Source organism: Acidithiobacillus sp. TH-A117 (assembly GCF_057473465.1).
The window spans coordinates 49,310-62,810 of sequence record NZ_JBYCKQ010000011.1 but is presented as its reverse complement, the minus strand read 5'-3'; the positions used below and the strand labels follow the sequence as shown (position 1 = coordinate 62,810).

The 13,501-nt window shown below is 55.0% G+C and carries 14 protein-coding genes; 2 read left to right on the top strand and 12 right to left on the bottom strand.

Annotated elements, in window-relative coordinates:
• Window positions 1-24 precede the first annotated feature (24 nt).
• Window positions 25-1,347 carry a homoserine dehydrogenase gene (locus AC2VLR_RS02150; RefSeq protein ID WP_216360840.1) on the bottom strand — a complete coding sequence of 441 codons (1,323 nt, stop codon included), beginning with the start codon at window positions 1,345-1,347 and terminating at the stop codon, window positions 25-27.
• On the bottom strand, window positions 1,347-2,528 hold the full coding sequence (gene alaC / locus AC2VLR_RS02145) for an alanine transaminase (RefSeq protein ID WP_215842678.1): 1,182 nt from the start codon (window positions 2,526-2,528) through the stop codon (window positions 1,347-1,349). Before alaC ends, AC2VLR_RS02150 begins: the two co-directional genes overlap by 1 nt.
• A 95-nt stretch (window positions 2,529-2,623) precedes the next feature.
• On the opposite strand from alaC, the gene AC2VLR_RS02140 reads away from it, so the two are divergent.
• Window positions 2,624-2,998: an Mth938-like domain-containing protein gene (locus AC2VLR_RS02140; protein ID WP_486880657.1), complete on the top strand. Its 375-nt coding sequence runs from the start codon at window positions 2,624-2,626 to the stop codon at window positions 2,996-2,998.
• Window positions 2,999-3,020: 22 nt separating this feature from the next.
• Here AC2VLR_RS02140 and rpoS read toward each other — a convergent pair whose 3' ends face one another.
• From rpoS to AC2VLR_RS02110, 6 genes are all read right to left on the bottom strand, one after another.
• Entirely contained in the window at window positions 3,021-3,953 is a 933-nt protein-coding gene (gene rpoS, locus AC2VLR_RS02135) for an RNA polymerase sigma factor RpoS (protein ID WP_486880656.1), read from the bottom strand.
• A 2-nt stretch (window positions 3,954-3,955) separates the two neighbouring features.
• Window positions 3,956-4,612 carry a protein-L-isoaspartate(D-aspartate) O-methyltransferase gene (locus AC2VLR_RS02130; protein WP_486880655.1) on the bottom strand — a complete coding sequence of 219 codons (657 nt, stop codon included), beginning with the start codon at window positions 4,610-4,612 and terminating at the stop codon, window positions 3,956-3,958.
• A gap of 14 nt (window positions 4,613-4,626) precedes the next feature.
• Window positions 4,627-5,385, bottom strand: a complete 759-nt coding sequence (gene surE / locus AC2VLR_RS02125) for a 5'/3'-nucleotidase SurE (protein ID WP_215842674.1) — start codon at window positions 5,383-5,385, stop codon at window positions 4,627-4,629.
• Between the two features lie 120 nt (window positions 5,386-5,505).
• A complete protein-coding gene (locus AC2VLR_RS02120; protein WP_486880654.1) occupies window positions 5,506-6,039 on the bottom strand; it encodes a DUF4124 domain-containing protein in 534 nt (177 codons plus the stop codon).
• Between the two features lie 164 nt (window positions 6,040-6,203).
• A complete protein-coding gene (gene glnA, locus AC2VLR_RS02115) occupies window positions 6,204-7,619 on the bottom strand; it encodes a glutamate--ammonia ligase (RefSeq protein WP_215842672.1) in 1,416 nt (471 codons plus the stop codon).
• A 182-nt stretch (window positions 7,620-7,801) separates the two neighbouring features.
• Window positions 7,802-8,962, bottom strand: coding sequence for a cation diffusion facilitator family transporter (locus AC2VLR_RS02110; protein ID WP_486880653.1), 1,161 nt, complete (start codon window positions 8,960-8,962; stop codon window positions 7,802-7,804).
• Between the two features lie 270 nt (window positions 8,963-9,232).
• On the opposite strand from AC2VLR_RS02110, the gene AC2VLR_RS02105 reads away from it, so the two are divergent.
• Window positions 9,233-9,967, top strand: a complete 735-nt coding sequence (locus tag AC2VLR_RS02105; RefSeq protein WP_486880652.1) for an SDR family NAD(P)-dependent oxidoreductase — start codon at window positions 9,233-9,235, stop codon at window positions 9,965-9,967.
• A gap of 1 nt (window position 9,968) precedes the next feature.
• Here AC2VLR_RS02105 and AC2VLR_RS02100 read toward each other — a convergent pair whose 3' ends face one another.
• The 4 genes from AC2VLR_RS02100 to AC2VLR_RS02085 form a co-directional block, all read right to left on the bottom strand.
• Window positions 9,969-10,730, bottom strand: a complete 762-nt coding sequence (locus AC2VLR_RS02100; RefSeq protein WP_486880651.1) for an SDR family NAD(P)-dependent oxidoreductase — start codon at window positions 10,728-10,730, stop codon at window positions 9,969-9,971.
• Window positions 10,727-11,281: a DUF3833 family protein gene (locus tag AC2VLR_RS02095; RefSeq protein WP_486880649.1), complete on the bottom strand. Its 555-nt coding sequence runs from the start codon at window positions 11,279-11,281 to the stop codon at window positions 10,727-10,729. Before AC2VLR_RS02095 ends, AC2VLR_RS02100 begins: the two co-directional genes overlap by 4 nt.
• A gap of 123 nt (window positions 11,282-11,404) precedes the next feature.
• Window positions 11,405-12,460, bottom strand: coding sequence for a CoB--CoM heterodisulfide reductase iron-sulfur subunit A family protein (locus AC2VLR_RS02090; protein WP_215842667.1), 1,056 nt, complete (start codon window positions 12,458-12,460; stop codon window positions 11,405-11,407).
• Window positions 12,461-12,557: 97 nt separating this feature from the next.
• Complete coding sequence (locus AC2VLR_RS02085; protein WP_486880648.1) at window positions 12,558-13,469, bottom strand: MerR family transcriptional regulator; 912 nt, start codon at window positions 13,467-13,469, stop codon at window positions 12,558-12,560.
• Between the last annotated feature and the right edge of the window lie 32 nt (window positions 13,470-13,501).

Sequence of the window (13,501 nt, the reverse complement as noted above, 5' to 3'; positions counted from 1 at the left end):
AACAAAAGGGATTCGGAAAATAGTTTACTGTTCGGCCAGACTTTCAACGCGCAGCCGCAATACCGGCCGGGCTACCACCGGCAGGGCCTCGATGCGGCGGATGGCCTGCTCCAGGTCACCCTCGCGGCAGCGGTGCAGCAACAACACAATGGGCACCGTATCGGCTTCCGGGGTTTCCTTTTGCACCAGGGCCTCAATGGAAATTTCATGCTCGGCCAGCATGGTTGCCACTTGGGCCAGCACGCCGGCGCGATTATGGGCATGAATGCGCAGATAGTAGGCACTTTCCACCTCGGCCATGGGCAACAAGGGCAAAGCACTCAGGGCATCGGCCTGAAAAGCCAGATGGGGAACGCGATTACTGGGATCCGCCGTCATGGTCCGGGCCACATCCACCAGATCGGCGACCACGGCACTGGCGGTCGGATCACCGCCAGCACCCCGACCGTAATAGAGGCTCTGTCCGGCAGCATCGCTCTCCACCAGAATGGCATTAAAGGGCCCCTCGACATTGGCGAGCAGGTGACTCTCCGGAATCAGCGTGGGATGCACTCGCAACTCGACGCCATCCGCGCGGCGCCGCGCAATACCCAGCAACTTGATACGATAACCGAGCTCCGCTGCATAGACCACATCATCCCGCTCCAGAGCGCGAATACCCTCCACATGACAATGGGCGAAATCCACTGGAATACCGAAAGCAATGGAAGCCATCAGGGTGATTTTGTGTGCGGCATCGCCGCCATCCACATCCAGTCCCGGATCGGCTTCGGCATAACCGAGGCGCTGAGCTTCACCCAAAGCCTGCTGAAAATCCCAGCCCTCACGAAACATCTGGGTCAGAATGTAGTTACTCGTGCCGTTGATGATGCCCGCCAGCCAGTGAATGCGATTACCCGCCAGGCCCTCGCGAATCGCCTTGATGATGGGAATCGCTCCGGCCACCGCAGCCTCAAAGGCCACCATCACGCCCTGTTGCTGGGCTGCCGCAAATATCTCATTGCCATGCTCTGCCAGCAGGGCCTTGTTGGCCGTCACCACATGCTTGCCTGCCGCAATGGCCGCCAGAATCAGTTCCCGGGGAAGGCCGGTGCCGCCCATGACTTCCACCAGCACATCCACCTCCGGGTCACGCACCACCGCCCAGGGATCAGCACTGATCCGCGCATCCAGATGCAGCCCTTCCAGGCGGGCAGGATTGCGAACCGCAGCATGCACCACCCGCAAATCCCGTCCCACCCGACGGGTAATTTCTTCGGCATTGCGGGCCAGCACCCGCACCGTCCCCTGGCCGACGGTACCCATGCCGAGAATGCCAATGCGTACCGGATCCATACCCTCGCTCATCACAAATCCTCACGGAACATCTGTTTGATGCCACGAATCGCCTGCCGGGTCCGATGCTCATTTTCTACCAGACCGAAGCGGACATACTCATCACCCAGTTCGCCAAAGCCAATGCCCGGGCTTACGGCCACCTTGGCACGGTCCAGCACCAGCTTGGAAAACTCCAGAGATCCCATCTTGCGCAGGTTTTCCGGAATGCGGGCCCAGACAAACATGGTGGCCTTGGGTTTATCCACCGCCCAGCCAGCGGCTTCCAGGCCTTCGCAGAGTACGTCGCGGCGCTGCTCATACATCAGGCGGATGTCTTCCACACAATCCTGCGGCCCTTCGAGGGCGGTGATGGCCGCCACCTGGATAGGGGTAAAGGTGCCGTAATCCAGATAGCTTTTCATGCGTGCCAGCGCGCCCACCAGCTTGGGGTTACCTACCGCAAAACCGACCCGCCAGCCGGGCATGTTGTAGCTTTTGGAAAGGGTGAAAAATTCCACTCCCACATCCTTGGCCCCTGGCACCTGCAGAAAACTGGGCGCCTTGTAACCGTCAAAAACGATGTCGGCATAGGCCAGATCATGGACCACCCAGATGCGGTGCTCCTTGGCAAACTCGACGATTCTTTTGAAAAAATCCAGATCCACCACTGCCGCCGTGGGATTATGGGGAAAATTGATGACGAGCATCTTGGGTTTCGGCCAGGCAGCCTTTACCGCTTTTTCCAGCTCTTCAAAGAAATCCACTCCGGGAAGCATGGGCACATGGCGCACATCAGCTCCCGCAATCACAAAACCATAGGGATGAATGGGATAGGTTGGGCTGGGCACCAGCACCGTATCGCCGGGCCCCATGGTCGCCAGGGCCAGATGGGCGATGCCTTCCTTGGAACCAATGGTGACGATGGCTTCCGATTCAGGATCCAGGGCCACCCCGAAGCGTTGTTCATACCAGGTGGTAATGGCCCGGCGCAGGCGGGGAATACCCCGAGAGACGCTATAGCGATGGGTATCACCACGCTGGGCCGTTTCACAAAGTTTATCGACAATATATTGGGGCGTAGGCTGATCAGGATTTCCCATGCCAAAGTCGATAATATCCTCACCCCGCTTGCGGGCCTGATTTTTCAGGTCGGTCACAATGTTAAACACATAGGGGGGCAAACGGCGGATACGTTCAAAATCACTGTTCATGGGGCACAGGCCTTCAAGGGTTGTCGTGAATACCGAAACCGAAGAACAATAGAGAGGCAACGCGGAGCTGTCAATCCGCATCATGGAGGAACATCATGAAATTACACCGGCAACTGGACGCTCAAGCCAACCTCATCAACGGCTATGGACCGGAGGGAATTGTGGTACGCGGCCAGTATTATACGGAAGGCTTACTGGTGACTGCTGATTGGCTGCAGAGTCCCTGGGGCCCAGAAAGCAGCGCTGCTCTGGGTCTGGAGCACTTTACCGAAGTGCTCCAACGCAAACCGGATGTGCTGCTGCTGGGTACGGGCAAAAAACAGGTTTTTCCCTTGAAGCTGATGGTGGCCTTGCGCGAGGCTGGCGTTCCGGTGGAAGTCATGGACACCAGCGCGGCCTGTCGTACCTACAATATTCTGATGGCAGAAGATCGCGCCGTACTCGCCGCCCTCCTGCACCCCGAACTTTGAGGGAGCTGAAGGATACGGACTTTCAGCCGAACAGGGATTCTGTGGTCAGACCTTCTTCTTCGATGCGCTGCCGCAGAGCCAGCAAAGCCTCTACCTGGATTTGCCGCACGCGCTCCCGGGTTATCCCGAGACGCTGACCCACATCTTCGAGAGTGGCACCATCCGTGCCGTCCAGACCAAAACGCCAGAACAGCACCTGCCGGTGTTTTTCGGACATATTGCCAATCCACTGATGGATCTGCCGGGATAAATCCCGATCCGCGAAGGCGGTTTCGACGCCCGGCATGGCGGCATCGGCAATGACATCGGAAAGAGGACGGTCTGACTCACGGCCGTGGGGAACATCGAGACTGCTGACCCTGCCGTCATTTTCCAGACATCCGCGAATTTCTTCTACCGGTCGATCCAGAGCGGCAGCCACTTCTTCGGGGGTGGGATCACGCTGCAAAGTCTGGCCCAGACAACGCGCGGCGCGCAGGACCGTACTCAGTTCTTTCATCACATGAATGGGCAGGCGGATGGTGCGGGTCTGATTCATCAGGGCGCGCTCGATATTCTGGCGTATCCACCAGGTAGCGTATGTCGAGAAGCGGAAGCCCTTTTCCGGATCAAATTTTTCCACGGCGCGAATCAGGCCCAGGTTCCCTTCTTCGATCAGGTCCAGCAGTGGTAGTCCGCGATGAATGTAGCGCCGCGCCAGCTTGACCACCAGACGCAAATTGCACTCGATCATGGTACTGCGTGCCGCCGGATCACCTGCCTGCACCAGCCGCCCCAGTGAAATTTCCTGTTCAGCCGTCAGCAGCGGATTATGGCCAATTTCTTTGAGATAACAGCGGGTGGCATCCCAGTCAGGTGCCTCGCCATAATCTTCCTCCGGACTTTCCAGGACTTCTTCACTCTCCTCAGACTCCAGGGATACGTCCTCTTCTTCGACTCTGATCGCGTCGTTCATGATTAACACTCTCCAGAGACCAACGAAACGGTGCCCGTCAGCAAGGGCACAAAAAAACAATCGCCCAGTGGGCTAATCCGGGCTTCCTGGCCATCCCAATGACTGACCTGCAAATGCTGCCTACCCTCTTCTTCCACCGGCATCACCAGGCGGCCACCGGGTCGCAGCTGACGATATAAAGGCGCCAGGGCACAGGGAACCGCAGCTGTAATGACAATGGCATCATAGGGAGCCTGCTCCGCCCAGCCGCCGCTGCCGTCACCATGCAATAGATGGACCTGGGTGTATCCCATTCGTGTCAGCAGTTTCTCGGCATGGTGATGTAGTGGACCTATCCGCTCCACACTGAACACTTCCGCGCCCAGTTCGGCTAAAAGCGCCGTCTGGTAAGCCGATCCGGTGCCGATTTCCAGAATCCGCCGGGGAACCGCGTTGTTTTCAAGGATAGCTTCCATCATTCGCGCCACGGTCCAGGGCTGGGAGATGGTCTGGCCATAGCCGATAGGCAGGGAAACCAGTTCGTAAGCCCTGCCCGCCAGAGCCTGGGCAACAAACTGATGGCGCGGCACCTGATTCATCACGTCCAGCACCCGCTCATCGCGAATGCCCGCCGCCCGCAAGCGCAGCACCATTCTCCCCCGGGTGCGAGGGGAAATCATTCCTACTTCAGGGCTCAGGACTGGCAGGTGCGCAGCCACTGACTCAAACCATCAAGAAAATTGTAGCGGGTCATATCCAGATCCAGCGGGGTAATGGAGACATAGCCTCTGCGAACCGCATCAAAATCCGTACCCGGTCCGGCATCGGCTTCCCGACCTGAGGGGCCGATCCAATAGACCGGATCGCCACGTGGATCTGCAGCCGGTATCACCATGTCGCTTTTATGCCGCCGCCCCAGACGGGTGACCTCAAAGCCCCGTAATTGCTCATAGGGCAGATCGGGCACATTCACATTGAGGATGGTATCGGCAGGCAAGGCATGACTGAGCACACCGGTCACCAGACGCGCTGCAACCCGGGCAGCCGTTTCAAAATGGCTGCAATCCCGCCCGGCCAAAGAAACCGCAATGGCAGGCAAGCCCAGAAAACGCCCTTCAGTCGCCGCCGCAACGGTCCCCGAATACAATACATCATCCCCCATGTTGGCACCCCGGTTGATACCGGACACCACCATGTCAGGCGATTCGGCAAAAAGCCCGGTTACTGCCAGATGTACACAATCCGTGGGCGTCCCCCCCACCAGATAGTGGAAACCATTGAGGCCGGTACGCATCCGCAGGGGACGGTCGAGGGTCAGGGAATTACTGGCACCGCTGCGATCCTGCTCGGGAGCCAGGACTTCCACCTCACCCAGAGGAGTGATTGCTTGAGCCAGTGCTGCCAGTCCCGGTGCCAGATATCCGTCATCGTTACTGAGCAAGAAACGTGGCATCTGATCTCCCTGAAGGTCTTTATCCAGTTTGCTATCTTAAGCCACGAAGACGTGGCCGGTCTATCCCGATTTTTTTCCAATGTTACGGAATCGCTCCCGGAACAACCGTATCAGCTGGAATCAGTGCGCCTGATTAGCTGGCGTAGCGCTGGCCGCAGGACTTTCCGATAGCTGCTCCAGTTGATGCTGCAACAATAAAACCCGCAACTGGGCGCTATCCATGACTTGCTTCAAGCCATTCACCCGTTGCAGATAGCGGGCATAATTACGTTCATTGCCCGTGCGGATTGCCTTGCCCTGCTGATAATTATGGGTAGCCTGCAGCAACTGCAAACGGGCTGCAGCCAGTTCGGCTTCCAGCTGTTGATGGGCAGGGTTAGCCCGATTCATGACCGGCTTTGCGGGTGCGGGCTGCACCGGCGCAGTCATGGCTGGCGGACGCTGCGCGGCGGCCGCTGCCGGGGTGCTTACCGACTGCTGGGGAGCGCCGGCAATCTGCTCGACGCCCCGTGCTCCGGCAGGAGGATTTTCTCCATAACTCACCACCCCATTACTGCCCACCCAGCGATAAATGGTTTCTGCCGTTGCCTGCACCGTGAGAATCCCGGTCAGCAACAAACCGAGCATGACGCTGCGGCCTACAAAATTAGGCATTCCACTCCTGATTCCTGCATTTTTCATCCCGCCACCTCTCCACATCATTCAGCCGAACTTATATGGTCGCCCCCCGGGCCCTTGTCAAGGCATCAAGAAAAAAGCCCCGCAAATTGCGAGGCTTTTACTGGTACACAACAGCGGGCAGAATCGCCCGCTTCTGCTCAGAGGCTGTAGTACATCTGGAATTCCACCGGATGGGTGGTGACGCGCAGGGCCTGCACCTCCGCCCATTTCACATCCAGATAACCTTCCAGCCAGCTTTGGGAGAACACATTGCCCTTCATCAGGAACTCGTGGTCCGCTTCCAGAGCCCGCAAGGCTTCTTCCAGAGAAGCAGCGACACCCGGAATGTTGGCCTGTTCTTCGGCGGGCAGATCATAGAGATTCTTGTCCATGGCATCGCCGGGATGAATCTTGTTCTGGATACCGTCGAGTCCGGCCATCATCATGGCCGCAAAAGCCAGATAGGGGTTGGCGGTGGAATCCGGGAAACGGACTTCGATACGCCGGGCTTTGGGACTGTTGACGAAGGGAATGCGGATGGAAGCAGAACGGTTCTTGGCCGAATAGGCCAGCAACACCGGGGCTTCGTAGTGGGGAACCAGACGCTTGTAGCTGTTGGTGCTGGGATTGGTCAGGGCATTGATGGCCTTGGCATGCTTGATGATACCGCCAATGTAGTACAGCGCCAGCTCTGACAGACCGCCGTAGAGGTCGCCTGCAAACAGATTCTTGCCGTCCTTGGCCAGAGACTGGTGGACATGCATACCGCTGCCGTTATCTCCAACAATGGGCTTGGGCATGAAAGTGGCCGTCTGACCATAAGCTGCCGCCACATTGTGGACGACATATTTCAGAATCTGTACTTCATCCGCCTTGCGGGTCAGGGTGCTGAAGCCCACGCCGATTTCGTGCTGACCGGCGGTCGCCACTTCGTGGTGATGCACTTCCACCTTCAAACCCATTTCTTCCAGGGCCAGACACATGGCAGAACGCAGATCCTGAGCAGAGTCCACCGGGGGGACCGGGAAATATCCGCCCTTGACGCCGGGACGGTGCCCCATGTTGCCGGACTCATATTCCTTGCCGGAATTCCAGGCGGCCTCCTCGGCATCCACCTTGTATCCGCAGCCACTCATGTCGATGTTCCAGGTTACGGAATCAAAGACGAAAAATTCGTTTTCCGGACCAAAATAGGCAGTATCGGCAATGCCCGTGCTTTTCAGGTAGGCTTCAGCGCGCTTGGCCACCGAACGGGGATCGCGCTCGTAACCCTGGCCGGTGGCGGGTTCGATCACATCACACCGGATATTCAGAGTCGCTTCATCGGTGAAGGGATCCAGCACCGCTGAATCAGGATCGGGAAGCAGAATCATGTCGGATTCATTGATGCCTTTCCAGCCGGTGATAGAGGAACCATCAAAGGCCTTGCCTTCCACGAAGGTATCTTCTTCCATGGTGTGGGAAGGGACGGACACATGCTGTTCCTTGCCCTTGGTATCGGTAAAGCGGAAATCAATGAACTTGACATCTTTTTCTTTGATCAACTTCAGTACATCTTTCGGGCTATGACCCATCTGCATTTCCTCCAATCAAGAAATATCTACGACCTGAATACCAGTAACTCAGCAAAATCTAGCAAAACTGATACCAACCTCAAAGCCAGCGCTCACCAAATTCCGATGGATTATTGCACCAAACTAGCACCCCATAACAGTGCAATCAAACACCTTGCACCAAATTTGTGCATAGCTCCTCATCACCCTGGCTGAACCGGTGTCTGCCAGGCCACATCCACCCGCTGCAAGCCAGCTATCTTACCCTGCAAGGCGTCCTTAATCTGCTTTTCCTCAGCCTCCAATGTTTGCAGAGTTGCCCCTGCCGGAAAAGGATAGCGCAGGCAAACTACCACGCCTTCTTTCAGATAATGCAGGGTCATCTGTTGTGGATGACGCAAGTTTCGGGCCAACAATCCGGATTCCACCGCTTTTTCAATTTCACTCCGTGGCGGCAATACCGCACCACCCTCTTCATCATTTTCGCTGTCAATATGGATGGTAGCATCCACCAGATCATCCACCGCCCGCAGCAGGGACATCCGCACCCGTTCGGCAATCTGGTGCCCTTCGGAAACGCTGAGCAGCGGATTGGTTACCTGTAGATGCACCTCGACCAGGGCCTGATGTCCTACTTTGCGGGTCTTGAGCAGATGCAGGTCGCGCACCCCTTCGCAACCCATTATGATTTCGCGGATTTGCGTCAGAGTGGCATCGTCCAGACCCCGGTCAGCCAGCTCCTGCAACGCCTCCCAGGCGGTCACAACACCAATACGCAGCACCATCAGCGCAACAATAAGGGCAACCACCGAATCCAGATAAGGAGCGCCGAGGAGACTTCCGCCGATACCAATCAACACGATCACGCTGGAAATCGCGTCGGTACGATGATCCCAGGCATTCGCCCGGAGTGCGGCAGAGCGGGTTTTACGGGCCACCCGAATGGTGATCTGGTACAGGGATTCCTTGGCCACGATGGCAAATGCGGCAATATACAGGGTCCAGACAGCGGGCATGCCATAATGCCCGATAACCAACCGTTGTACCGCCTCATAGCCAATGCCCGCACCATTGACCGCCAACAGCGTGCCCGTACCCAACGCTGCCAGGGTTTCGAAACGCTCGTGCCCGTAAGGATGCTCATGGTCCGGCGGCTGGCTGCTGAAGTGCATGGCCAGAATCAGGCCCAGATCCGAGAGCAGATCCGACAAAGAATGGACCGCATCGGCCACCAAGGCGTCCGAGTGGCCGAAAATTCCGCCCGCCAGCTTGGTGAAAAACAGCACCAGATTGGTGCCCGCCCCCATCAGGGTCACCCGCATGTTCTTTTTTCCGCGATCACTGCGGCTGATGGTTTCTGTCACGCCCTGGCGTCCTCTATGTGTTCTGGAGTGTTGTTGGATTCAGTTGGCCCTTATGATAACGGTAAAATGCTCGGGGATATAAGTGATCATTGCCACCGCCCCCTCTCAGCATGCTCCTATCATTGAAAGATAAGGTGCTCCAAGAATTTCCCGGCAGCATGTCCAACATCATCTTACTTCATTACCGAATTCCCTATATCCTATAGGGACAGAGCATAACTACATGACTTTTCCACCAGAAATAATGACCACTTTTTTTGGGAGAAGTCGATGAAACCCTGGATGATCGTGACGGGTGCTTCCGGCGCCTTGGCTGATGTATTCATACCATTAGCGGCAAAACATGAATGGCAAATATTGGCGGTGAGCCGCAAGGAAGATTTTACCCTGCCAGAAACAGCAGATATCACCCGAATCCAAGCTGATGTTTCAAGCGTGGCCGGGGTGGATATGGTGACGCAGTTTTTCAGGGAGCGTAACGAAACGCCGGAGTATCTTGTGCATCTGGCAGGTTCATTTTTACTTGCAGGCCTCGCCCAGACTTCTGAAACTCAATATCGGCAATGCCTGGCAGCAAATCTGGATTCCGCATTTTTCATGCTCAAGGCTTTTGTGGCTCTCCTGCGTAAAAATCATACTGAAGGTAATGCTGTTTTTGTGTCTTCCGTAGTAGCTGACATCGGCGTCGCTTTTCATGAGGCCGTCGCTGCTGCCAAAGGTGGTCTTGAGTCCCTGGTCATGGCAGCCGCAGCCACCCATGCTCGCGACGGTATCTGCATTAATGCAGTTCGTTCCGGACTGATGGATAGCTCAGCAGCAAGCCATATTTTAAGGAATCCCCAAAGTCGGGAAATGGCGCAACGACAATACCCACTAGGAGCATTAATTGATCCGATGCAACTATCTGAAGCCATTATCTTTTTACTGCGGCAGCGACAAATTACCGGCCAGATACTATCGGTCGATGGTGGGTTCACCGCCATTCGGCCATTGGTGACAAGCTGAGTTATAAACCCGTGGAACGATGGATCAGAGAAAAATACCAGCGATAGGGCAGACACCTCAGCAATTTGAGTTTTCGCGTGAAAGCGCGGGGAAAATGTATTTCAAAATGCTTGCCTTGCATCCCCGCCAAAATTTCTCCGGCCGCCTGCTCGGGGCTGATCAGATTGGGCATGGGAAAATCATTATGGGCCGTTAGCGGAGTGGCAACAAAACCAGGATGAATCACCTGAACCTTAATGCCTTTACCTTCCAGATCGAGGTGAAGCACTTCGGCAAAATGGGTTAATGCGGCCTTGCTTGGTCCGTAGTAAAGAGATTGTGGCAATCCTCGCAGTCCGGCAACACTCGAAGTCAAAACAATCTGCCCCTGTCCTGCTATCAGTAAATCCCCCAGTACAGCATGTACCGCGTCCACGGCCCCCAGGTAATTGGTCGTCACAGCCTGTCGTGCTAACGCCGGCTCCAGATCCCAGCTCCGTGATGCTTGATAGGTCCCAGCCAGAAATAGCAGGAGATCCAGGCCGCCCCATTGCTGTTTAATGACTGTATAGGCTTTTTGTAGCTGCTCTGTTTGGGTCACATCAGCGGGACAGATCAAGGGCTCATTGCCCAGCTGGCTGGCGAGCTGTCCGAGTTTGTCGGGATTACGCGCCGTCAGGGCAATTTTTGCTCCCTGGTCATTTAGAGCCTTGGCACAAGCCGCGCCAATGCCGGTACTGGCACCAACGAGCCAACAACGTTTGCCCTGCCAGTAGCTACTCATACGGGTACCGGATCGCCCAGGCGGGGCAACTGCATCATGATTTCACGATTTTCCGGTGTATCTGCGAGGCGATGAATTTCAATACTGACGTCTCCCACAAAAAAACCCCAGAAGCGCATTTTACTGCGATTAATGACGTGATCTTTATCGATCAGATACATCCAGTCATCTACCCGCAGATTAAAAAATCGCTTACCCACAGGCTGTCGCAGCGTATAACGCCAGCGCATGGCAAATCCCTCGGCTTCGCCCTGGGCAACGCCCACAATATCTCCCGCAGAACCTTGTGCCGTCGCGGCAAAGGTATGCTCTCCAGTGACTTGCAACTGCCACAGGCGTTCTGCATGTGTCGCTTTACCGTCATTATCCAGAAACAGAAATTTTTCACTGAGTGAGCCAACCGATTCGCTCTGCCAAGTGCCCAGCAAATGCATAATAAAGCGATTGACAACCTTACCGGAGCGATCCTGGAATATACCCGTAGCTACAGAAGGCCCATTAAAAAAATGATGAAGCTGAAATAGGGGAAGAGTTGACGCATATTTTTTCATGATGTGCCTGTCTGTCAAATAAGAGTATCCAGGAAATTATAACCGTTATACAGCAAAAAAGAGGGATGCAAAGCATCCCTCAAGGCCACCAGAAACTAAAATGCGAAATTCAAAATCAATAGATCAAGCTGAGACAGCCAAGAGCTGGTATAGATCGGCAACCGCCCGGGCACCGGCCGATTGGCCTTGGGCCATGGAATCATCAATAGTTTCCGGACCAGTTGCTGCGCCACATACGTAGATTCCTCTACGTGTTGTTCCCTGGGTATTGGTGTATTGTTCTGCACGATCAATGAAACCGTGTTTTTCCAGACCGATGCCAAAAACCTTGGAAATTTCCGGGTTGAGTGCATTAGGGTCCATACCTATGGCGTGAACCACCATATCCATGGGGATGACGATGGGTCTTTTGACCAATGTGTCTTCGCCTTTAACCAATAAACGACCATCAGGAGATTTGGTTACTTCAGCAATGCGGGCTTTCACAAATTTTGTCTTGAACTCTTCTTGGCTTTTCCAGTAAAACTTGTCTTCGTACAATCCGAAAGTACGAATATCCATATAATAAATAAATACATCAGTGGTTGGAGATATTTCCTTGATTTCCATGGCAAGATTGGTAGATACAGTGCAACAGATCTTGGAACACCATTCTCTGCCGATTTGCCGGTCACGAGAGCCTACGCAAAGCAAAATAGCCACACGCTCAGGAACCCGCCCATCTGAGGGACAGCGTATCTGCCCCGTTGCTACCATTTGTTCCATCTGGGTAGTGGTCAACACATCTTCGTAAGTGCCAAACCCCCACTCCGGTTTGTTAATGGAATCAAAATGCGTAAATCCTGTAGCGAGAACCACCGCACCTGCTTCAACTTTTTCTCCAGAACTCAAAGTTGCTGTAAATTGACCGGGTTCGCCACTGAAATCAGTCACTTTGGTAGAGGTGTGAATGGAAACATTTTTGTTGCCCGTTACCCTGCTGACCATACGACCAATAGCATCCTTAGCCCATTCGCCGGAAGGCACCAAACGGGCATATCCGGATATGATGGGTGCCCCGCCCAGGACATCTTCTTTTTCGATGATGACCGCTTTTTTGCCCATGGAAGCTATCGTTGCTGCTGCAGAAAGACCCGCCGGACCTGCCCCTACAACTAATACTGAATCGGTATTTGCCATGACACGCTCCTGGAATTCAACTGATGGTTGAAATTTAGAACATGCCCGTTATGCTGTCAAGCTTTTGTACTGGACAAAAGCTAGTCAAAGGAAAATTTCACGACCATTCGCGTATTGCCTTCAACATATCCTGCAGGCGCACAAAACAGGATTCATCCCCTGCCACTCCCAGTTCCAGACAGCCACTCCCACCCAACCACAGGGTAATACCAGGTGGAATACGCTGCTGCAAATCCTGCAAAAGTTCGCGGTTCTGCAGGTTGACAGATGCCGCCGATATGGCCATGTGAATGACCTGAACATGACAGGCTTCTGCTGCCGCCAGGAGATCATCCAGTTCCGGCTCCGGTCCGATAAACAGGACATCCACTCCCTCCCCCATCAGCAAGGCCCGGGTCATCTGCAACTCCAGGGAGCGCCCCTCCCCCGGAAAACTCGCCAACAAAACCCGCAGACGCGCTACACCAACCGGAAGCTGACTGGTAGCCACGTAGAGACATTCTCTCAACAATTCCTGAAGACACGCCTCCCGATAAGGCTGAATTTCTCCCATGAGCCGGGCACGGGCCACGCGCTGCAACAACGGCGCTGCAACCTGCAATATGAAGCGCGGCAGGCCCTCCTGCTGGAGCTGGCGACGCAAATAACTCAACAACCGTTCTGGCCGATCAGAGGCGAGCATTGTTAAGGCTTCTGCCAGAGTTTCAGGATCCTCTCGAGGAACTGTTGACGGCAAGGGAATTTCGGCCACCAAATTCTCGATTTTTTGGGCATCGGCACCGACTACAGCTCCCGGCCGATAGCCTGCTGCCAGCAGTCGATTGATCTGGTGCAAGCGGTCTATCTGGGCACGGCTGTACAAACGGTTACCTGCCAGATCCCGACCGGGCACAGGAAAGGCATAACGCCGCTCCCACATGCGCAATAATTCTTTGGAAATACCGGTTTCCTGCTCAACCACACTGATTGGAAATTGCGGCGCATCCACCTCATCCGTACTGATATCCACCAATGTTCCCTTTTTGTATATGACGTATTATT